The sequence below is a fragment of the Phenylobacterium sp. genome, from assembly GCF_036402295.1.
Classification (GTDB): Bacteria; Pseudomonadota; Alphaproteobacteria; order Caulobacterales; family Caulobacteraceae; genus Phenylobacterium.
Map to the genome: position 1 here is coordinate 1 of NZ_DASWTE010000004.1, position 20,448 is coordinate 20,448.

Below are 20,448 nucleotides of genomic sequence, written 5' to 3' on the forward strand. Positions count from 1 at the left end.
CGCCCGCGGCGGCCTGTTCGGCCTGACCCGCGACGCCGGGCTGCCCGAGATCGCCCGCGCGGCCTTCGACGCCAGCGCGCTGCAGACGCGCGACCTGATCGAGGCGATGCGGGCCGACGCGCCCCAGGCGTTCAAGGGCGATGTGGAGATGCGCATCGACGGCGGGATGGCGCGCAGCGCCTGGTTCAGTCAGCGGCTCGCGGACCTCACCGGCGTCAGCGTCTGCCGCGCCACCGTCGAGGAGACCACGGCGCTGGGCGCGGCCCTGTTCGCGGGCGTGGCGGCCGGCGTCTACCGCGACGTGGAAGAGGCGGCCAATGCGCGGCCCAAGACCGAAGGCTATCCGCCACGGATGGGGTCGGATCCGCGGGAACGGGCCTATGCGCGCTGGCTGGACGCGCTGAACCGTGTGCGGAGCGCCTGAGCGTATACTTTAACGCGTTCACACCTTCGGACGGCGCCGGTATAGCGCCCGCACGATGGTCGGGCTTGCAGACATCTGGCGGCGGTTGGCCGGCGCGCTGGCGGCCCTCCTGGTGGGCGTGCTGGTGCTTGCGCCGGCGCTGGATCGCGCCATCTGCGGACCGGGCGAGAGCCCTGCCATCGCCGCCCACGCCGTCGAGGCTCCCAGCCAGGCCGAGCCCGACCCTGATCATCGCGATGCCGCGGCCGACGCCTGCGTCCACGGCCACTGCCACCACGCCGCCTATGACCTGCCGACGGTAGCGCCGGCGGCGGGCGAGGGGCTCTGGACAGCGGCTCGCCCTGGCGCGCCGCCGGTCGCCGAACTGGCCACCGAGACCCACTTCGGATTGATGCGACCGCCTCGGGCCTGACGACGTCCCCGCGCGCCGCCGCGCGCCGTCGTTCCGTCCGAGAGGAGCCTCCATGCTCATGCCCCTACGCAGGCCGCGTCTGGCCCTGCTCGCCGCGGCCGCCGCCGTGGCCCTGGCGGCGCCGTCCGCCGCCGAACCCCTGCGCTTGGCCGAGGCGCTGCGTCGGGCCGCCGCCGCCGACCCGAGCACTGCGGCCGCGACGGCCCGGCGCGAGGCGGCGCAGGCGGCGATCCGCCAGGCCGGCCTCAAGCCCACGCCGTCGCTCAACCTCGAGGCCGAGAACGTCGCCGGCAGCGGCGGCTACTCGGTGCTCGACCGCAGCGAGACGACCCTCTCGTACGCCTGGACGCTGGAACGCAGCGGCAAGCGCGAGGCCCGTGTCGGGCGCGCGCGGGCCGAGGCCGAGGTCGTGCGCCTGCGCGCCGAGGCCCGGGCGCTGGACCATCTGCGCGACGCCCAGAAGGCCTATGCCGACGCTTGGGCCGCCGAGGCGGAACTGTTGGTGGCCGAGGCCCGCCTCGTCGCCGCCCAGCAGTCGCAGGCCGATGTCGTGCGCCGGGTGACGAGCGCGCGCGACCCCCTGTTCGCCGGCTCGCGGGCCGAGGCGCTCACCGCCCAGGCCGAGATCGCCCGCGACCGGGCCCGCGAGGCGGCGCGGACGGCCCGGGCGCTCGCCGCGAGCTACTGGGGCGGGCCAGGCGACTTCGAGCTCGGCCTGGACGACTTCTTCAATGTGGCGCCGCCCGCAGACCTGCCCGAGCTGAGCCCCACCGACATGGCCCTGGCCGAGGCGGAACGCGACGTCGCGGCCGCCGTGGTGCGGGTGGAGCAGGTCCGTGGCGTGGCCGATCCGGCGCTGAGCGGCGGCCTGCGCTACTTCGCCGACGGCTCGGACGTGGCGCTGGTCGTGGGCGCGTCGATCCCTTTGGGCGCGGCCAAGGCGAACCAGGCCAACGTGGAGCGCGCGCGGGCCGAGCGGTCGGCAGCCGAGGCCGACCTCCTGGCATGGAAGGTGGCGCGGGACCGCGAGATCGTGCGCCTCGTCGCGCGGCAGCGGGCGCTGGCCGTGGAGTCCGAACGGATCCGCGCCGAGCTGATCCCGCACGCCATCCGCGCCGTCGAGCAGGTCACCGCGGGTTTCAACCGCGGCGGCTTCAGCTTCTCGGACGTCACCGAGGCGCAGCGAGCCCTGGCCGACGCACGCGCGCGTCGCGTGGAGGTGCTGCGCGACTTCCACGTAGGCGGCGCCGAGCTCGATCGATTGACCGGCAAGCACCGGTCGCTCCTGACCCCTTCCAGCGAGGAGCGCCGCTGATGCGTTCGTCCTTGATTTCCCTGTTGCTGATCGCCGCGCTCTCGGTCGCCGGCTGCGGCCAGCGTCCCGCAGCGGACGCCCCCGACGAACACGCCGCGGCGGAGGACGCCGAGCGCGGGCCGCACGGTGGCCGGATGCTGCGCGACGGCGACTTCGCTGTGGAGCTGGTGATTTTCGAGGAGGGCGTGCCGCCCGAGTTCCACGTCTACGCCTATCGCAAGGACAGGCCCCTTAGCCCCCGCGAGGTGCGGGTCGAGGTCGAGCTGACGCGGCTCGGCGGCAAGGTGGACCGCTTCAGCTTCACGCCGCAGGGCGACTTCCTGCGCGGCGCCGGCGAGGTGCGCGAGCCGCACTCGTTCGACGTGAAGGTGCGCGCGGCGGAGGGCGGCAAGGCGCACCAGTGGGTCTATCCGTCGTACGAAGGGCGCACACGGATTGCCGCCGAGGCGACCCGCGCAGCCGGCGTGAAGACCGAGATCGCCGGTCCGGCGGTCATGCCTGAACTGGTGGAGATGGCGGGCCGGGTCGAGGTGACGCCCGAGGGGCAGGGCGAAGTGCGCGCCTGGTACCCGGGCCGGATCATGGCCATGAACGTCCGGGTCGGCCAGCAGGTGCGCAAGGGCCAGGTGGTCGCGCGGGTCGAGTCATCGAACAGCCTGCAGACCTATTCGATCCCCGCGCCGATTTCGGGCGTGGTGATCCAGAAGAACGCCAACGTCGGCGACGTGGCCTACGAAGAGCCGCTGTACGTCATCGCCGACCCAACGAACCTGCACGCAGAGTTCTTCGTCTATCCGCGCGACGCCGAACGCATCCGGCAGGGCCAGAAGGTGGAGGTCCGCACGCTCTCCGGGGCCGGGCGCGTGACGGCGCCGGTCGAGGCGATCGTGCCGGTGGCCGACCTGAACAGCCAGACCCTGACGGCCCACGTCCACCTGCCGCCGGGCGCGTCCGAGACCTTCCGTGCCGGCATGGGCGTCGAGGGTGTGTTCGAGGTGGCGAGTCGCCAGGCGCCCTTGGCCGTGCGCACCAAGGCCCTGCAGCGCTTCCGCGACTTCACAGTCGTCTTCGCCAAGGTGGGCGACACCTACGAGGTCAGGATGTTGGAGCTCGGCCGCCGGACCCCCGAATGGACCGAGGTGCTGGGCGGCCTCGAGCCCGGGACCGAGTACGTCACCGACGGCGCCTTCCTGATCCGCGCGGACATCGAGAAGTCCGGCGCGGCGCACGATCACTAGGGAGCGCGCGATGCTCGAACGGATCGTCTCGCTGTCCATCCGCTGGCGCTGGCTGGTGCTGGGGCTGGCGTTGCTGAGCGCGGCGCTCGGCGTTTGGAGCTTCCAGCGCCTGCCGATCGACGCCACGCCGGACATCACCAACGTCCAGGTGCAGATCAACACCGAGGCGCCCGGCTTCTCGCCACTGGAGTCCGAGCAGCGGATCACCTTTCTCGTGGAGACCGCCATCGCGGGCCTGCCGGGGCTGGAATACACCCGCTCGCTCTCACGCTACGGCCTGAGCCAGGTGACGGTCGTCTTCCGGGACGGAACCGACATCTACTTCGCCCGGCAGCTGGTGAACGAGCGGCTGCAGGCGGCCCGCGCGCAGCTGCCCGAGGGGATCACGCCCGAGCTGGGGCCGATCTCGACCGGGCTGGGCGAGATCTTCCTCTACACCGTCGACGTCAAGCCCGGCGCGCGGAAGCCGGACGGCTCAGCCTACTCGCCGGAAGACCTGCGCACCCTGCAGGACTGGGTGATCCGGCCGCAGCTGCGCAACACGCCCGGTGTCACGGAGGTGAACTCGATCGGCGGGTTCGAGCGGCAGTTCCACGTGACGCCGCGGCCCGAGCGGCTGTCGGCCTACGGCCTCACCATGGGCGAGGTGATCGCGGCGCTGGAGACGAACAACACCAACGTGGGCGCGGGCTATGTGGAGCGCTATGGCGAGCAGTACCTGGTCCGCGTGCCGGGACAGGCGAACGGAGTCGCGGACCTGGCGTCGGTGATCGTCGTGAACCGGAGCGGCGCGCCGATCCGCGTGGGCGATGTCGCCGACGTGGGGCTGGGCGAGGAGCTGCGCACCGGCGCGGCGACCCAGAACGGCCGCGAGGTGGTGCTGGGCACCGCCTTCATGCTGATGGGCGAGAACAGCCGCACCGTCGCGCGCGCCGCGGCGGCCCGGCTGGAGGAGGCCGCCAAGTCACTGCCGCCCGGCGTGACCGCAACGCCCGTCTACGACCGCACCAAGCTGGTCGACCGGACGATCCGCACCGTGGAGACGAACCTCCTCGAAGGCGCGCTGCTGGTCATCGTGGTGCTGTTCGCCCTGCTCGGGAATCTGCGGGCGGCGCTGATCACTGCGGCGATCATCCCGCTTTCCATGCTGCTCACCATCACCGGCATGGTGCAGGCGCGGGTGTCGGGCAACCTGATGAGCCTGGGGGCCCTCGACTTCGGCCTGATCGTCGATGGGGCGGTGATCATCGTCGAGAATTGCCTGCGCCGGTTCGCCGAGGCGCAAGGGCGGCTCGGACGCCTGCTCAACCGCGAGGAACGCTTCGGCCTGGCGGCCAGCGCCACCGGTGAGGTGATCCGGCCGTCGCTGTTCGGGGTGCTGATCATCACCCTCGTCTACGTGCCGATCTTCGCCCTCAGTGGCGTAGAGGGGAAGATGTTCCACCCGATGGCGATCACCGTGGTGATGGCGCTCTCCGCCGCGCTGGTCCTGTCGCTGACCTTCGTGCCTGCCGCCGTGGCGATGTTCGTCACCGGACGGGTGGAGGAGAGCGAGAGCCGGCTGATGCGCGGCGCCCGGCGGGGCTATGCGCCGGCCCTGGACTGGGCGCTGCGTCGGCCGGTGGCGCTGGCGGCCGGCGCGGCGGCGCTGGTGCTGCTCTCGGGTTTCGCCGCCACCCGCATGGGCTCCGAGTTCATCCCGACGCTCGACGAGGGCGATATCGCGCTCCACGCGTTGCGCATCCCGGGGACCGGCCTCAGCCAGGCGGTGAAGATGCAGGCGACGCTGGAGGCGCGCATCAAGAGCTTCCCCGAGGTGGAGCGGGTGTTCGGCAAGATCGGCACCGCCGAGGTGGAGACCGACCCCATGCCGCCCAGCGTGGCGGACACGCTGGTGATGCTGAAGGACCGCAGCGACTGGCCAGATCCTGGCAAGACCAAGGCCGAGCTGGTCGCTCAGATCGAGGAGGCGGTCGAGACCGTGCCGGGCAACAACTACGAGTTCACCCAGCCGATCGAGATGCGCTTCAACGAGCTGCTGTCGGGCGTGCGCGCCGACGTGGCGGTGAAGGTCTACGGCGACGACACCGAGACCTTGGCCGAGCTGGGCGAGGCGATCGAGCGGGTGGTGGCCGGCGTGCCGGGCGCCCAGGACGTCAGCACCGAGCAGACGACGGGCCTGCCCGTGCTGCAGATCACGCCCGACCGCGCGGCGCTGGCGCGGGTGGGCCTGAACGTCCGCGACGTGCAGGAGCTGGTGTCGGCCTCGCTGGGCGGCAAGGTGGTGGGCCAGGTGTTCGAGGGGGATCGCCGCTTCGACGTGGTCGTGCGGCTGCCCGAGGATGTCCGCGGCCAGGTGGATCGCATCTCGGAACTGCGCGTGCCCCTGCCGGCGACCGATACGGGGCCGCGGCGGTTCGTGCCGCTGGCCGACGTGGCGCGGGTGGAGGTCGAGATCGGGCCCAACCAGATCAGCCGCGAGAACGGCAAGCGGCGGGTCGTGGTGACGGCCAACGTCCGCGACCGCGACCTGGGCTCGTTCATCGCCGAGGTGCGCCGCAAGGTGGACGCGCAGGTGCGCCCGCCCAGCGGCTACTGGATCGGCTATGGCGGCACGTTCGAGCAGCTGATGTCGGCTGGGCAGCGGCTGCAGCTCGTGGTCCCGGCGGCGCTGGTCGTGATCTTCGGCCTGCTGTTCGTGCTCTTCCGGTCGGCCAAGGACGCGGCGCTGGTGTTCTCTGCCGTGCCCCTGGCCCTGACCGGCGGCGTCGCGGCGCTGATGCTGCGCGGCCTGCCGCTGTCGATCTCGGCGGGCGTCGGTTTTATCGCGCTGTCCGGCGTGGCGGTGTTGAACGGCGTGGTGATGGTGAGCTTCATCCGCAGCCTGATCGGCGAAGGCCGGCCACTGGAGGCCGCGATCCGCGAGGGGGCGCTCACGCGGCTGCGGCCCGTGCTGATGACCGCGCTGGTGGCGAGCCTGGGCTTCGTGCCCATGGCCTTCAATGTCGGCGCCGGCGCCGAGGTGCAGCGGCCGCTGGCGACCGTCGTGATCGGCGGCGTGATCTCCTCCACCGTGCTGACCCTGCTGGTGCTGCCCGCGCTATACCTGCTGGTCCATCGCCGGCGAGGAGCGGCGGCCTAACGTTGTTCGCACTGGCTGGATGCTTGGGCGTGTAATGGTTAAGCTTGAGAGTTGCCGAAGGAAAACACGATGTTGCGTCGGTCCCTCGCCGTCTGGGTCATCGTCGCAGGCCTTGCCGCAGGCGCGGCGGTGGCCCAGCCGGCCGCCCCGAAGACGCCGAAGCAGGTCGCTAAGCAGGTGGCCCCGAAGCCGGCCGCCCACCGGCCCGCCGTCCCGAGGCCCGCCGCCAACCCGCGGTCCCAGCCTCCCCAGGGCCAGCTGGTCCCGGTGCAGCAGTTCACCCTGTCGAACGGCCTGCGCGTGGTGTTCCACATCGACCGGTCCGACCCGGTCACCGCCGTGGTGCTGGCCGCCCACGTGGGCTCGTCGCGCGAGACGCCGGGCCGCACCGGCTTCGCGCACATGTTCGAGCACCTGTTCTTCCTGGAGAGCGAGAACCTCGGCAAGGGCGGCCTGGACAGGCTGAGCGCGCGGGTCGGCGGCTCGGGCGCCGACGGCTCCACGGACCGCGACATCACCGACTATCTGCAGACGGTGCCCAACGACGCCCTGGAGAAGATGATCTGGGCCGAGGCCGACAAGCTGGGCTTCTTCATCAACACCGTGACCAACCCGGTGCTCGCCAAGGAGAAGCAGGTCGTCAAGAACGAGAAGCGCGAGAGCGTCGACAACGAGCCGTACGGCCAGATGCCCGGCGTGCTGCTGGCCGAGCTCTATCCGAGGGACCACCCGTACAGCTGGCCGGTGATCGGCTCGCTGGCCGACCTGGATGTCGCGACGCTGGCCGACGTGAAGGCCTTCTATCGCCGCTGGTACACGCCCAACAACGTGACCTTGGTGATCGCCGGCGACTTCGACCCGGTGCAGGCGCGCCGCTGGGTGGAGAAGTACTTCGGCGAGATTCCGAAGGGCGCCGTCGCCGGCCGCCCGAAGCCGCGGCCCGCCCCGCTTCGCGCGAGCCGCAGCGTCTCCTACGCCGACCCCTTCGCCGAACTGCCGCAGCTGTCCCTGGCCTGGCCCGGCGTGACCCGGCATCACAAGGACGCGTGGGCGCTGAAGGTGCTGTTCGACCTCCTGACGGTCGGCAAGGACGCGCCCCTGAACAAGGTGCTGATCGATGAGCAGATGCTGACCGCCAAGGTGGCGGCGGACGCCTATGACGGGGTGCTGGCCGGTGAGCAGTATCTCAATATCCAGGCCTTCAAGGACGTCGACCTGGACCGGGTGCGCGCGGGCGTCGACACAGGCCTCGCCCGGTTCGAGAAGGAGGGCGTCGATCCGCAGGACCTGGCGCGGGTGAAGACGCGGCTGGAAGCCGAGTTTTACCGCGGCTTCGAGAGCGTGCTCGGCAAGGCGCAGAACCTTGCGCGCTACGACGTGTTCGCCGGCACGGCCGACTACGCGGATCGCGATCTGGCGATGCTGCGCGGCGTCACCGCGGCGGACGTGCAACGGGTCTACCGGACCTATGTGAAGGGCCGGCCCCATGTGGCGGCGAGCTTCGTGCCGCGGGACCAACTCGACCTCGCCCTGCAGGGCGCGACGCCGGCGCGGGTGGTCGAGGAGAAGATCGTCCAGGGCGCTGAGAAGCCGGTGGACCCGGACGCGGGCCAGGCCAACTACAAGCCGACCAAGTCCAGCTTCGATCGCACGGTCGAGCCGCCGTACGGCCCCGCGCCCCAGGTGAAGACGCCGGCGATCTGGGAGGCGCGGCTCCCGAACGGCCTCAAGCTTATGGGCGTGGACGACCGCGAACTGCCGCTCGCGACGTTCGAACTGTCGATCGACGGCGGTCGCCTGTTCGACGATCCGAAGAAGCCCGGGGCGGCGAACCTGCTCGCCCAGATGCTGACCAAGGGGACGGCCAAGCGCACCCGCGCCGAGTTCGAGGAAGCCCTGCAGGCCCTTGGGGCCGAGGTGGCTGTGACGGCGACGGAGGAACGGTTCCTGGTGAGCGGCCGCACGCTGGCCCGCAACTTCGGCCCAACCCTCGACCTGGTGAAGGAGATGATCGTCGAGCCCCGGTGGGACGAGACCGAGCTTACGCTCACCAAGGCCGCCGCCGTGGCGGCGATCCAAAGCCGCCGGGTCGAGGCCGCCGCCCTCGCCAGCCGGGTGATGAGCCACGTGACCTATGGCCCCGACCATCCGCTGGGCGTGAACCCGCTGGGCACGGAGGCGTCCGTCCAGGCGCTGACGATGGCGGAGCTGAAGGCCCTGCATGCCCGGGCGGTAACCCCGAACCTTGCGCGGTTCCGGGTGGTCGGCGCGGTCAACCGGGCTACGGCCACCACGGCCCTAAGGGACCTGGGGCGGCGCTGGAAGGCGGGGTCCGCGCGCGTGCCTAAGCCGCCGGTTCCCGAGGCCCCGACCACCTCGCGCGTGGTGTTCTACGACCTGCCCGACGCCAAGCAGTCGATGCTGCTGTTCGGCTATCCGTCGGTGCGCCGCGCCGACCGCGACTACTACCCGGCGACGGTGATGAACTTCATCTTGGGCGGCGGAGCGTTTGCGTCCCGCCTGACCCAGGAGGTGCGCGAGAGCAAGGGCTACACCTACAGCGTCCGCTCGACGTTCCGCGGCGGCTCTTATGACGGGGCCTTTCAGATCGCCAGTCCGGTCCGCGCCAACGTAACCCTGGAAGCGGCGTCCCTCATCCGCGACATCGTTCGCGACTACGGCAAGACCTTCACGGCCCAGGACCTGGAGGTGACGAAGGCGTTCCTGAGCAAGAGCAACGCCCGCGCCTTCGAAACGCCGAAGGCCAAGCTGCGCATCCTCGCCGCCATCGGCGACTACGGCCTGCCGCGCGACTACCTGAAGGCGGAAGCCGCGGTGGTCTCGGGCATGACCGTCGACAAGGTCCAGGCCCTGGCAGCCAAGCACCTGCGGACCGACGCCATGACCTATGTGGTGGTCGGCGACGCCAAGACCCAGACGGGACGCCTCTCGGGGCTCGCGTACGGAGCGCCGATGGCCGTGAAGGACGAGGTGGCGGACAAGTAGCGCTAGACGAGACGGACGCCGGGCGGGCCGGCGACGAGCCGTCCGACCACCGCCGCCCGTCCGAAGCCGTCGGCGCGGGCGAGGTCCATGAGCCGGTCGGCCGCCTCCGGCGCCACGGCGATCAGCAGGCCGCCGCTGGTCTGCGGATCGGTGAGGAGGTCGCGGCGCCAGTCCGGAACTCCTGTGGCGTCTGTCACCTTCGCGCCGTAGCTGGCCCAGTTGCGACCCGAGGCGCCGGTCCGCACGCCGGCCGTCACCAGGGCCTCCACGCCGTCGAGCAGGGGCGGGGCCGCCACGTCGAGCTCGGCGGTGAGGCCTGCGCCGCCCGCCATCTCCAGCGCGTGGCCGATCAGGCCGAAGCCGGTGACGTCGGTGACGGCGTGGACGCCCGCCACGTCCGGCAAGCGCCGGCCCAGGACGTTCAGCTTCGTCGTACTGTCGATCAGCGCCGCATAGCCCGCGGGATCGAGCCGCTCCTGCTTGAACGCCGCGCTGAGCACGCCCACGCCCAACGGCTTGGTGAGGATCAACACGTCGCCGGCGCGGCCGCCCTTGTTGGTCAGCACCTTGTCCGGGTGGACTAGGCCCAGGGCCACGAGACCGTAGATCGGCTCGACGCTGTCGATGGAATGGCCGCCGGCCACCGGGACGCCCGCCTCCGCGCAGACCGACGCGCCGCCCGCCAGGATGCGGCCGATGGTGTCGGCGTCGAGCGTGTTCACCGGCATGCCGACGATGGCCAGCGCGAAGATCGGCGCGCCGCCCATGGCGTAGACGTCGGAGAGGGCGTTGGTGGCGGCGATCCGGCCGAAGTCGAACGGGTCGTCGACGACCGGCATGAAGAAGTCGGTGGTGGCGACCAGCGCCTGGGTGTCGTTCAGCCGCCAGACCGCCGCGTCGTCCGAGGTCTCGGTTCCCACCAGCAGGTCGGGGAAGGCCGCCGCCGCGGGCACCCGGGAGATGATGTCCTGCAGCACCGCCGGGGCCAGCTTGCAGCCGCAGCCGCCGCCGTGGGCGAGGCTCGTCAGGCGGACGTTTTCGGACATGCGGGACTCTCCGGCTGCGGAAACCGGGCTATAGCACCGCCATGAGCCTGGAGGTCACCGACGACGTAACGGCCGCGGCCCTGGCGCGGTTCGACATGCTGATCGACGCCCGCAGCCCCGGCGAGTTCGCCGAGGACCACCTGCCGGGCGCGGTGAACCTGCCGGTGCTGAGCGACGCAGAGCGGGCCGAGGTGGGGACGATCTACGTCCAGGAGTCGCGGTTCAAGGCGCGGCGGGTCGGCGCGGCCTACGTGGCCCGCAACGTCGCGCGGCACCTGGACACGGCGCTGGCCGATCGGGCGGGCGGCTTCCGGCCGCTGGTCTACTGCTGGCGCGGCGGCATGCGCTCGGGCGCCATGGCCACGATCCTCTCCCAAGTGGGCTGGCGCACCACGGTGCTGACGGGGGGCTACCGCACCTATCGGCGCGAGGTGGTCCGCCGGCTTTACGACGGAAGGCTCGATCTGCGGTTCGTGCTGCTCGACGGGCACACCGGCACGGGCAAGACCGAGATGCTGGGCCGGCTGGCGGATCGGGGCCTGCAGACCCTGGACCTCGAGGGCCTGGCGGCGCACCGCGGCTCGCTGTTCGGAGCGCTGGCGGGGCAGGCTCAGCCCAGCCAGAAGCTGTTCGAGAGCCGGCTGCTCGGCGTGCTGGACGGCTTGGATCCGGCCCGGCCGGTGGTGGCCGAAGCGGAGTCCAGCAAGATCGGAGACCGGATGGTTCCGCCGGCGCTGTGGAACCGCCTCGCCGAGGCGCCGCGCATCGAGCTCTTGGCCGAGCGGCCGGACCGCGCCCGCTACCTGGTCGCGACCTACAGCGACATCATCGCCGACCGCGCCGCGCTGGAGGAGGCGTTCCGGCGCCTGCCCGTGCAGCCCAGCGCAGAGCGGCAGGCCAAGTGGCGCGCGATGGCGAACGCCGGCGCGTTCGCGGAACTCGCCGAAGCGATCATGGCGCTGCACTACGACCCGGCCTACGACCGCTCACGCAAGCGGCACGACCGGCCCCTGCTGGGCGTCGCCGACCTGGTCCCGCACGATCCGGCGAGCCTCGGCGCCGCCGTGGACGAGGTGGTCCGGCTCGTGGCGCGCTTGACGCCCGGGCCCCGGGGCGCGACGCTTAAGTGAACAACGGCAAGCTAAATTGGGAGAACGGCCATGGCTGACGGTTCCGTCACCGGCGTCGCTTCGCTGCAAGGCAAGGTGAGCGCCGAGGAGTGGCAGGCGCGCGTGGACCTGGCCGCGCTCTACCGTCTCGTGGCGCTCTACGGGTGGGACGACCTGATCTACACCCACATTTCGGCCCGCATCCCGGGGCCGGAGCACCACTTCCTGATCAACCCGTACGGCCTCTTGTTCGAGGAGATCACCGCCTCGTCGCTGGTGAAGATCGACCTGGACGGCGCCATCCTCCAGGAGACGCCGTACTTCATCAATCCGGCGGGCTTCACGATCCACTCGGCGATCCACGCCGCGCGCGAGGACGCCAAATACGTGATGCACCTGCACTCCGACGATGGAGTGGCCGTGGCGGCGCAGAAGGAGGGGCTGCTGCCGCTGTCACAGCACGCGCTGATCGTGCTGCCGCGGCTCGCCTACCACGACTACGAGGGCATCGCCCTGAACCACGACGAACGCGAGCGCCTCGTCGCGGATATCGGTGACAAGACGCTGATGCTGCTGAAGAACCACGGCACGCTGGCCGTGGGCGACACGGCGGCCAACTGCTGGGTTGGCATGTACTATCTGGAGCGGTCCTGCACGATGCAGGTCAAGGCGATGTCCGCGGGCCGCGCCAACGTGCTGATCGCGCCCGAGGCCTCGCAGGCCGAGGTCAAGTCGCAGGTGGGAGGCGGAATCGGCGGGGCGCTGGCCTGGCCGGGCTGCCTGCGGAAGCTGGATCGGGAGCTGCCCGGCTACGACGCCTGACGATCCGTCGCCAGACTTGGAACGCGGGCGCCCGGCCGTTGGGCGCCCGTTTGCGTTTGCGGGACAAGTTTCAGCCCCGCAACCTTGAGCCATCCTCCTGTCACCGGACCCGGTGTATGGAGCGGTCGTAAGAGCGCCACCAGTTCGTCAGTAGAACGCCTGCATTCGCGCGGGCGACGGAGCCCCGCAGTTTGATCAAACGCCATTTCTTCCTTTTTGCGGCTCTCGTGGTCCTGGCGCTGATGGTCGTGGCGGGGGGCCTCAAGGTGCTCACCAAGAAGTCCGGCGGCGAAGGCGGTCCGGCGGCCATGGCCCAGGGCAAGGCGGGCGGCGCAGGTGGCCCGGTGGGTCGGCGCGGCCCCGGAGGCTTCGGCGGGCCAACGATGGTCTCGGTCGCGGTGGTGCAGCCCCGCGCCTTCCAGGACACCATCGAGGTGCTGGGCGTGGCCAAGGGCCGCCAGTCCGTGACGCTGACCGCAGCGGCGACACAGCTCGTGGAGCGGGTGCGCTTCTCCGACGGCCAGCGGGTGCCGCGCGGCGCCGTGCTGGTCGAGCTCAAGGACACCGAACAGGACGCCGGCATCGCCCAGGCCGAAGCCCGGCAGGTCGAGGCCAAGCGCGCCTACGACCGGTACAAGACCCTGGGCGACCAGGGCTGGGCCTCCAAGGCGCTGGTCGACCAGCGCGAGGCCACTTGGCGCTCCGCGCAGGCCGACCTCGCCGCAGCTCGCGCCCGGAAGGGCGACCGCATGATCCGCGCGCCGTTCGCGGGCGTCGTCGGCCTGTCGGACGTGGCTCCGGGCGCCCTGGTGAATCCCGGCGCGCCGATCGTGACCCTGGACGACATCTCGGTGATCCGCGTCGACTTCCAGGTGCCTGAACGCTACCTGGGCCAGCTCCGCGAGGGCCAGACGCTGCTGGCCGTCGCCGACGCCTTTCCCGGCGAGACGATCACCGGCCGCATCGCCAAGCTGGACACCCGCGTCGACGAGCGGACCCGCGCCATCACCGCCCGCGCCGAGTTCGCCAACGGCTCGGGCAAGCTGAAGCCGGGCATGCTGATCCGCGTCGGTGTCAGCCGCGGCCAGCGCAACAGCGCCAGCGCACCGGAGTCGGCCGTCTCGGTGCAGGGCGACAACTCGTTCGTCTATGTGCTGCAGCAGCGCGGCGACCGCACCATGGCCGAGCAGCGCCCGATCGTGGCCGGCCTGCGCCAGCAGGGCTATGTCGAGATCGTCGACGGCGTCCGTCCGGGCGAGCGGCTGGTGGCCGACGGCCTGAACAAGATCCAGCCCGGCCAGCCGGTGCTCGTCGCGCGCACCCCCGGCATGGGCGCCATCCCCGGCAAGGCCGATCCGTCCGGCGGGGCCGCACCGGCTGCCTATCCGCGTGGACCGCGGCCACCTCCGAGGCCGGCCGTATGATGCTCTCCGACATCTCGGTCCGCCGCCCGGTCTTCGCGGCGGTCGCGGCCATCATCCTGAGCGTGGTGGGCTTCGCCTCGTTCACTTCGCTGACGGTGCGCGAGCTGCCCAGCGTCGACCCGCCGGTGGTGGGCATCTCGACCAACTATCGCGGCGCCTCGGCGGAGGTCATCGAGGAACGGATCACCGAGGTGATCGAGCGCCAGATCGCGGGCATCGAGGGCATCGACCGGATCAACTCGGCGTCACGTGACGGGTCCTCGCGGATCAACATCTCGTTCAAGCTAGATCGCAACCTGGACGACGCGGCGAACGACGTCCGCGACGCGGTGAGCCGCGTATCGGCCCAGCTGCCGGAACAGGCCGACCCGCCGCAGATCCAGAAGGCGAACGCCGACTCATCGCCGATCATGTTCCTGAACCTGACGTCGACGACGATGAACAGGCTTCAACTTTCGGACTACGCCCAGCGCTACCTGGTCGAACGGCTCTCGACGGTGCCGGGCGTCGCGAACGTGGGCGTCGGCGGCGCGCAGTTCTACTCGATGCGCATCTGGCTCAACCCCGACGCCATGGCGGCGCGCGGGATCACGGTGGAAGACGTCGAGGCGGCGCTGAACAGCCAGAACGCGGAGTTGCCGGCCGGCTCGCTGGAAGCGCCCGCCAAGGACTTCACCATCCGGGTAGCACGCGGCTACGCGACGCCCGAGCAATTCGCCCGCATGCCCGTGGTCCCCAGCCGTGCAACGGTCCAGGCCCAGGGCTCGGCGGCGCTGGGTGGAACCGCTGCCGGCGCCGGCGCCGTCCAAGGCGCCATGCGCGACGTGACCGGCGCCACCGCGGCGCAGGGCTACATCACCCGCCTGGGCGACATCGCGCGCGTGGAGGAAGGTCCCGACGAGTACCGGCGCCTGTTCCGCATGAACGGCCGCGACATGGTGGGCATCGCCATCTTCCGCCAGAGCCAGGCCAACGACCTGGAGATCTCGGAAGGCGTCCGCGCCTCGATCGCCGAGATCAACACCAGCCTGCCCAAGGGCGCCAAGCTGGATGTCTCAGTCGACTATACAGAGTTCACCCGCCACGCGATCGAGGAGGTCTGGATCACCATGGCCATCTCGCTGGCGATGGTGGCGCTGGTGAACTTCCTGTTCCTGGGGACGGCGCGCGCGGCCATCATCCCGACGGTCGTCGCACCGATCTGCATCCTATCCACCTTCATCGTGCTCGCCCCGCTGGGCTTTTCGATCAACCTCCTGACCCTCCTGGCCCTGGTGCTGGCCATCGGCCTGGTCGTCGACGACGCCATCGTGGTGGTCGAGAACATCCAGCGGCGGATCGACGAGGGCGAGCCGCCGATCGTGGCGGCCCAGCGTGGCGCGCGCCAGGTGTTCTTCGCCGTGGTGGCGACCACCATCGTGCTGATCTCGGTGTTCGCGCCGCTGATGTTCTTGCCGGGCTTCATCGGCCGGCTGTTCGTGGAGTTGGCCGTAGCGGTCGCGTCGGCGATTGCGTTCTCGGCGCTGCTCGCGCTGTCGCTGTCGCCTATGCTGGCCTCGAAGCTGCTGCGGCCGGCCAAGGGCGAGGGCTTCATCGCGCGCAACGTCGATGCGGCGATGCACAAGCTGAAATCGTCGTATCACGCCTCGCTTGAGGGGTTGCTCGGCAAGCGCAGCGTCTCGATCGCCGCATCGGCGCTGGTCGTGCTGCTGGGCCTGTCCGCCTGGGGTGTGTTCAGCGTCCTGCCGCGCGAGCTGACGCCCGAGGAGGATCGGCGGAGGGCCCAGGTGATGATCGTCGGGCCGGAAGGCGCGGGTTTCGATTACACCCTGTCCGCCGCCCGCCAGGTCGAGCAGGTGCTGAACCGCTACGTGAAGGACGGCACGCTCGAGCGCTACGTGTTCTCGATGCCCCGCTTCGGGAACAACTCGTTCAACACCGGCGGCGGCAACACGATCCTCTCGGACGACGCCAAGATCACCGCGCCAGAGCTGGCGGCCAGGCTGAACCGCGAGCTGTCGTCCATCACCTCGGTGCGCGCCATCGTCTCGGCCGAGGGCGGGCTGCAGCGCGGCGGCCCGGGCGGCGGCGGCGGTACGAACCTGCAGGTCATCGGCGTCGGGACCGACTATCCCGAGATAGCGCGTTGGATGGCGCCCATCCTGACCGCGGCGAACGACAACCCCGGCCTGGCGCGGCCGCGCCTCGACTACGAGCCCACCAGCCCGCGCGTGCGGGTGAACATCGACCGCGAGAAGGCTGCCGCGCTGGGGGTTTCGGCCCAGCAGGTTGGCCGCGCGCTCGAGATCATGTTCGGATCGCGGCGGGTGACGACCTATATCAAGAACGGCCAGGAGTACGACGTGCTCCTGCAGACCGACCGCGACCGCCGCCAGACCGAGGCCGACCTGTCGCGGCTCTATGTGCGGGCGCAGTCCGGCGAGACCGTGCCGTTGTCGTCGGTGGTAACCACCCAGGTGCGCGGCGACACCCCCGACCGCTCGCGCGTCGACCGCCTGCGCTCGATCTCGCTGAACGTCCAGTTGAACCCGGGCTACTCCATGGGCGAGGCGATCGCCTTCTTCCGCGCCGAGGCCGCCAAGCAGCCGGGTGCGGTGACCATAAAGTGGGGTGGCGGCGCGCGCGATTACCTGGAGGCGTCCGGGTCCGTGGGCCTGGCCTTCGCCATGGCCCTGCTGCTCGTCTTCCTGGTGCTGGCGGCGCAGTTCGAGAGCTGGATCCACCCGGCGGTGATCATGCTGACCGTGCCGGTGGCGGCCGTCGGCGGACTGTTCGGGCTGCTGATCGCCGACTCCTCGATCAACACCTACAGCCAGATCGGCCTGATCATCCTGATCGGCATCGCGGCCAAGAACGGCATCCTGATCGTAGAGTTCGCGAATCAACTGCGCGACGAGGGCCTGTCGATTCGCGAGGCGGTGATCGAGAGCGCCAGCCTGCGCCTACGGCCCATCATCATGACCTCGATCTCGGCGGCGGCCGGCGCGATCCCGCTGATCGTCTGGGGCGGGGCCGGCGGCGAGGCGCGCAAGACCATTGGCGTGACCATCTTCTTCGGGGCGATCTTCGCCACCCTGGTCACGCTGTTCGTGGTGCCGGTGTTCTACAACATGCTGGCGAGGTTCACGAAATCGCCAATGGCGACGGCGCGCCGCATCGAGGCGTTCGAGGAAGCCGAGAAGGCCCGCGTGGCCAACGCCGCCGAATAGATCCGGCTTGTGCTGAATGCGCGCCCCATCCGACGGGCGCCAGGGAACCTGGAATAAGGGGGGGTGTCAGGTCCCTGGGCCCGGCAGGCGGCGGGGGGCGCCACCCTTCGGATTGGGGTGTCGAACCAGACAGATGCTCTTCGTCGACAGACTCACCATGGGCCGTGCAGACCTGCGCGTCAAGGTTGTCCAGCGACAATCTGTTGCGCTTTTTGAGCGAGCCGCCTACTGCGCCTTGTGGCCGGTCTCGACCATCAGGTAGGCGATCAGGTCCGTGCGGTCCTTGGCGTCCTTCAGACCCGCGAACGTCATCTTGGTGCCGGGCAGGAAGGTCTGGGGCTTTTCCAGCCACTGGTTGAGGTGATCGGCGTCCCAGGTGAAGCCGGCGTTCTTCAGCGCGTCGGAATATTTGTAGTCAGGATGGCCGGCCGACTTCTTCCCGAACACCCCGTGCAGGTTGGGTCCGGTCATGTTCGCGCCGCCGGGCGTGATGGTGTGGCAGGACTGGCAGAGCGCGAACTTCGACTTGCCGTTGGCCAGGTCGGCTGCGTTGTAGGGCGCCGGGTACGAGGCCAGGATCGCCTGCTTCTCGGCGTCGGAAGCTTCGGGCGCGGCCGGGGCGGTCGGCGTGGCGGAACCGGCGTCAGCCGACTTGTCCTGGGACGGGCTGCAGGCGGCCGCAAGGGCGGCGAGGGCGGTGGCGGCGAGGATCGGTCCCAGGCGCATGCAATTCGTCTCCGACGGAATTTGTGGCTGAATTCGGCGGCAAGCTAGCGCCGCCCTTGGCGTTGTCTAGCGGCGCTTGCGGCGCTCGCGGTTCACGGCCTCGTCAAGCGCCTGCAGGAAGCGCGAACGGTCGGCGCCGGCGAACGGCCGCGGCCCGCCGGTGATCTCCCCGGTGGAACGGATGTGCTCCATTATCGAGCGCTGGGCGAGCGCCGAGCCGATGCTGTCGGCCGTGAAGGCCCGCCCGTTTGGCGCAATCGCCGCGCCGCCCGCCTTCAGCACCCGGTCGGCCAGGGGTATGTCGTTGGTCACCACGATGTCGCCAGGCTGGGTTTCGCCGGCGATCCAGTCGTCGGCCACGTCGGGCCCGGCATCGACGATGCGGCGCTCGATCAGCGGCGAGGCGGGTATCTGGATGAAGCTGTTGGAGACCACGAAGACCTTCAGGCCGTAGCGGCCGGCCACCTTGTAGGTCTCGTCCTTCACCGGGCAGGCGTCGGCGTCGATGAAGATGCGCATGGCCTCCGACTACCGCGGCCTCACGCGCGTTTGAAGCGTCGCGATTGAACAAGCGCCGCCAATCGGGGGTTGAAGGTGTAAGCTGGGAACGTCTGAAGGGGAGTATTCCCATGGACGGCTTCTGGATTCGCGCCCTCGACGAGGCCGAACACGCCGAGGACCGGGCGCGCGCGCTGCGGGCCCGCTTCGGCGACCAGGCCGAGGCCCGCTGCCGGGCGGAGCTGCAGAGCATCGGTCCCACCGACCCTCGCCGTCGCAGGGTCGAGGACGTCCGGCGCGCGCTGCGCTGGGTTCAGTAGATCGCGCGTTCGGCGCGCGTCGCCTTCGTCGCCAGGCTGAACCGCGGCTCGACCGGCGTCGCGGGTTCCAGCACATGGGTGGCCATGCGCCGTCCCACCGCCGGGCCGTGCTTGAAGCCATGGCCCGAGCCGCCGCCCAGTAGCCAGACCCGGTCATGGCCGGGCAGGCGGTCCATCAGGAAGTCGCCGTTGGAGCTGTTCTCATACTGGCAGACCCGCGCATGGATCAGCGGCGCCTCGGCCAGCCCCGGGAAGCGCTGGGCGAGGTAGGCGCGGGCGCGCGCCAAGCCCTCCGCACTTATCTGCCGCGACTGGGTGTCGGGGTCGACCACCGCGCCGTGCGGATCGAAGGCGATCTTGAAGCCCTGGCCTTCCAGGTCCGGCATGCCGTAGACGAGCTCGCCGCCGTTGAAGTCGGCCCAGACGGGCAGGGCGGGGGCTGAGAAGCGCAGGTCGCCGGGCGCGGCGCCGAAGTGGTAGACCTCCTGCCGCGTCGGCGTGATCCGGCCGCCCAGCACCTGCGGGAACACCTTCGGCAGCCAGGGGCCGCAGGCGTAGATGAGGTGGCGGGCGCGCAGATCCGGGCCCACTGCGTAAACGCCGCCGGCGTCGGGCTCCGGCGGACCGGCCTTCAGCAGGCGCGCTTCCAGCCCCGCGTCGGCCAGCACGGCGCGGACGCCGCGCCCGGCGATGAGCGCGCCGGACTTCGTCTCCACGAAGCCGGACTCGCCGTCGCGGAAGACGACCTGCGGGTAGGCCGCGCGCAGGCCGGCCAGGTCCATGCGCCGGTGCTCGACCTTGTTCGCGGCCAGCCAGTCGACGCTCTTGGCCATGTAGGCGTCGGTCGCCGGCGAGAACCACAGCACGCCCGTCAGGTGCAGGATCGGCTCGCGCCCGCGCGCCGAGACCTCGGCCCAGGCGTCGAGCGACTCCCGCGCCATCGGCGAGTAGATCGGGTCGCCGCCATAGCTCAGCCGGATCACCCGGCTCTCGCCGCCCGAGGAGGCCCGCGCATGGCCCACCCCATAGGCGTCGACCACTGCGACCGACGCGCCGCGTTTCGCCAGATGCCAGGCGGTCCACACGCCGAAGACGCCGGCGCCGATCACCGCCACGTCGTAGACGGCGGGCGCAGCGGGTCGGCGGGGCGCCTCGGCCGCGGCGCCGGGCGCCAGGCCCGCCCCCGCGATCGCTGTCAACGCCGCACGTCGCGTCACCATGGGCCCAGGACTAGGGCGGCGGGCCGGCGGCCGGATCGCGGATGGTCTGCAGGACCTGGGCTTTCTCGATCAGGTCGCGATCGTCGATGCTGCGTTGCTGCGTCTGGGAAGGCCGCTCACAGACCTTGGTCTTCATGCGGCTTCCAAGGACAGCCTCCTTGCGGCACACGATGCCGTCCTTGTCCGGCTTCGCGGAGACGGCCTTCGTCGGCGTCGGCGCCACGAAGGACGAAACGGGCGCGGTGCTCTGAAACATTGCGGCGAGCAGCAGTGCGATCATTTGGGCCTCCCCCGGGAGGCCACAGCCTCCATCCACGGCAATGTGCCCCAGGACCCGCGGCCTGACGAGAGCCTGCGATGGCCTGTTGCGACCCGCGGCGTCCACCGTCTAAGGAGGGCGTTAGGCAGGCCGGATTAGCTCAGCTGGTAGAGCAGCGGTTTTGTAAACCGAAGGTCGCGGGTTCGAGTCCTGCATCCGGCACCAGCCTCCATCCTGAATGGCGTTCACCCACGCAC

Annotated in this window: 16 protein-coding genes and 1 tRNA gene; 12 read left to right on the forward strand and 5 right to left on the reverse strand. The window is 70.7% G+C overall.

Annotated elements, in window-relative coordinates; translation table 11 throughout:
- From VGD44_RS00110 to VGD44_RS00135, 6 genes are all read left to right on the forward strand, one after another.
- Nucleotides 1–424, forward strand: a 424-nt coding sequence (locus tag VGD44_RS00110) for an FGGY-family carbohydrate kinase (protein ID WP_331082594.1), incomplete at its 5' end; no start/stop codon positions are given.
- A gap of 55 nt (nt 425–479) precedes the next feature.
- On the forward strand, nt 480–836 hold the full coding sequence (locus VGD44_RS00115; RefSeq protein WP_331082596.1) for a hypothetical protein: 357 nt from the start codon (nt 480–482) through the stop codon (nt 834–836).
- 52 nt (nt 837–888) lie between these two features.
- The gene (locus VGD44_RS00120; RefSeq protein WP_331082598.1) at nt 889–2,151 is read left to right on the forward strand and encodes a TolC family protein; all 1,263 of its coding nucleotides are present in this window, start codon (nt 889–891) and stop codon (nt 2,149–2,151) included.
- Nucleotides 2,151–3,389 carry an HlyD family efflux transporter periplasmic adaptor subunit gene (locus VGD44_RS00125; RefSeq protein WP_331082600.1) on the forward strand — a complete coding sequence of 413 codons (1,239 nt, stop codon included), beginning with the start codon at nt 2,151–2,153 and terminating at the stop codon, nt 3,387–3,389. The genes VGD44_RS00120 and VGD44_RS00125 overlap by 1 nt, the downstream gene beginning before the upstream one ends.
- Before the next feature lie 10 nt (nt 3,390–3,399).
- Nucleotides 3,400–6,531, forward strand: coding sequence for a CusA/CzcA family heavy metal efflux RND transporter (locus VGD44_RS00130; protein ID WP_331082602.1), 3,132 nt, complete (start codon nt 3,400–3,402; stop codon nt 6,529–6,531).
- A gap of 69 nt (nt 6,532–6,600) precedes the next feature.
- Complete coding sequence (locus tag VGD44_RS00135) at nt 6,601–9,537, forward strand: pitrilysin family protein (RefSeq protein ID WP_331082604.1); 2,937 nt, start codon at nt 6,601–6,603, stop codon at nt 9,535–9,537.
- A gap of 2 nt (nt 9,538–9,539) precedes the next feature.
- Here VGD44_RS00135 and selD read toward each other — a convergent pair whose 3' ends face one another.
- Nucleotides 9,540–10,583, reverse strand: coding sequence for a selenide, water dikinase SelD (selD, locus tag VGD44_RS00140; RefSeq protein ID WP_331082606.1), 1,044 nt, complete (start codon nt 10,581–10,583; stop codon nt 9,540–9,542).
- Between the two features lie 41 nt (nt 10,584–10,624).
- On the opposite strand from selD, the gene mnmH reads away from it, so the two are divergent.
- The 4 genes from mnmH to VGD44_RS00160 all read left to right on the forward strand — a co-directional run bounded on the left by mnmH (nt 10,625) and on the right by VGD44_RS00160 (nt 17,168).
- Entirely contained in the window at nt 10,625–11,713 is a 1,089-nt protein-coding gene (mnmH, locus tag VGD44_RS00145; RefSeq protein WP_331082608.1) for a tRNA 2-selenouridine(34) synthase MnmH, read from the forward strand.
- A 30-nt stretch (nt 11,714–11,743) separates the two neighbouring features.
- Nucleotides 11,744–12,514, forward strand: coding sequence for a class II aldolase/adducin family protein (locus tag VGD44_RS00150; RefSeq protein WP_331082610.1), 771 nt, complete (start codon nt 11,744–11,746; stop codon nt 12,512–12,514).
- Nucleotides 12,515–12,705: 191 nt separating this feature from the next.
- Entirely contained in the window at nt 12,706–13,938 is a 1,233-nt protein-coding gene (locus VGD44_RS00155) for an efflux RND transporter periplasmic adaptor subunit (protein ID WP_331082611.1), read from the forward strand.
- The gene (locus tag VGD44_RS00160) at nt 13,938–17,168 is read left to right on the forward strand and encodes an efflux RND transporter permease subunit (protein ID WP_331082613.1); all 3,231 of its coding nucleotides are present in this window, start codon (nt 13,938–13,940) and stop codon (nt 17,166–17,168) included. Before VGD44_RS00155 ends, VGD44_RS00160 begins: the two co-directional genes overlap by 1 nt.
- Before the next feature lie 225 nt (nt 17,169–17,393).
- Here VGD44_RS00160 and VGD44_RS00165 read toward each other — a convergent pair whose 3' ends face one another.
- Nucleotides 17,394–17,894, reverse strand: a complete 501-nt coding sequence (locus VGD44_RS00165) for a cytochrome c family protein (RefSeq protein ID WP_331082615.1) — start codon at nt 17,892–17,894, stop codon at nt 17,394–17,396.
- 66 nt (nt 17,895–17,960) lie between these two features.
- Nucleotides 17,961–18,413 carry a YaiI/YqxD family protein gene (locus VGD44_RS00170; RefSeq protein ID WP_331082617.1) on the reverse strand — a complete coding sequence of 151 codons (453 nt, stop codon included), beginning with the start codon at nt 18,411–18,413 and terminating at the stop codon, nt 17,961–17,963.
- Between the two features lie 110 nt (nt 18,414–18,523).
- On the opposite strand from VGD44_RS00170, the gene VGD44_RS00175 reads away from it, so the two are divergent.
- Entirely contained in the window at nt 18,524–18,712 is a 189-nt protein-coding gene (locus VGD44_RS00175) for a hypothetical protein (RefSeq protein WP_331082619.1), read from the forward strand.
- Here the strand turns inward: VGD44_RS00175 and VGD44_RS00180 are convergent.
- Both VGD44_RS00180 and VGD44_RS00185 read right to left on the reverse strand, forming a co-directional pair.
- Nucleotides 18,706–19,911 carry an FAD-dependent oxidoreductase gene (locus tag VGD44_RS00180; RefSeq protein WP_331082621.1) on the reverse strand — a complete coding sequence of 402 codons (1,206 nt, stop codon included), beginning with the start codon at nt 19,909–19,911 and terminating at the stop codon, nt 18,706–18,708. The genes VGD44_RS00175 and VGD44_RS00180 overlap by 7 nt on opposite strands.
- A 31-nt stretch (nt 19,912–19,942) precedes the next feature.
- On the reverse strand, nt 19,943–20,212 hold the full coding sequence (locus VGD44_RS00185) for a hypothetical protein (RefSeq protein ID WP_331082624.1): 270 nt from the start codon (nt 20,210–20,212) through the stop codon (nt 19,943–19,945).
- 128 nt (nt 20,213–20,340) lie between these two features.
- Between VGD44_RS00185 and VGD44_RS00190 the strand changes: the two genes are divergently transcribed.
- Nucleotides 20,341–20,416 (forward strand) — tRNA-Thr (locus VGD44_RS00190).
- The last annotated feature ends 32 nt before the right edge of the window (nt 20,417–20,448 follow it).

Excerpts from the sequence above, each read along its gene's own strand:
- VGD44_RS00115 (WP_331082596.1), top strand. The coding sequence starts at position 480 with ATGGTCGGGCTTGCAGACATCTGGCGGCGGTTGGCCGGCGCGCTGGCG.
- VGD44_RS00120 (WP_331082598.1), top strand. The coding sequence starts at position 889 with ATGCTCATGCCCCTACGCAGGCCGCGTCTGGCCCTGCTCGCCGCGGCC.
- VGD44_RS00125 (WP_331082600.1), top strand. The coding sequence starts at position 2,151 with ATGCGTTCGTCCTTGATTTCCCTGTTGCTGATCGCCGCGCTCTCGGTC.
- VGD44_RS00130 (WP_331082602.1), top strand. The coding sequence starts at position 3,400 with ATGCTCGAACGGATCGTCTCGCTGTCCATCCGCTGGCGCTGGCTGGTG.
- VGD44_RS00135 (WP_331082604.1), top strand. The coding sequence starts at position 6,601 with ATGTTGCGTCGGTCCCTCGCCGTCTGGGTCATCGTCGCAGGCCTTGCC.
- selD (WP_331082606.1), bottom strand. The coding sequence starts at position 10,583 with ATGTCCGAAAACGTCCGCCTGACGAGCCTCGCCCACGGCGGCGGCTGC.
- mnmH (WP_331082608.1), top strand. The coding sequence starts at position 10,625 with ATGAGCCTGGAGGTCACCGACGACGTAACGGCCGCGGCCCTGGCGCGG.
- VGD44_RS00150 (WP_331082610.1), top strand. The coding sequence starts at position 11,744 with ATGGCTGACGGTTCCGTCACCGGCGTCGCTTCGCTGCAAGGCAAGGTG.
- VGD44_RS00160 (WP_331082613.1), top strand. The coding sequence starts at position 13,938 with ATGCTCTCCGACATCTCGGTCCGCCGCCCGGTCTTCGCGGCGGTCGCG.
- VGD44_RS00165 (WP_331082615.1), bottom strand. The coding sequence starts at position 17,894 with ATGCGCCTGGGACCGATCCTCGCCGCCACCGCCCTCGCCGCCCTTGCG.
- VGD44_RS00170 (WP_331082617.1), bottom strand. The coding sequence starts at position 18,413 with ATGCGCATCTTCATCGACGCCGACGCCTGCCCGGTGAAGGACGAGACC.
- VGD44_RS00175 (WP_331082619.1), top strand. The coding sequence starts at position 18,524 with ATGGACGGCTTCTGGATTCGCGCCCTCGACGAGGCCGAACACGCCGAG.
- VGD44_RS00185 (WP_331082624.1), bottom strand. The coding sequence starts at position 20,212 with ATGATCGCACTGCTGCTCGCCGCAATGTTTCAGAGCACCGCGCCCGTT.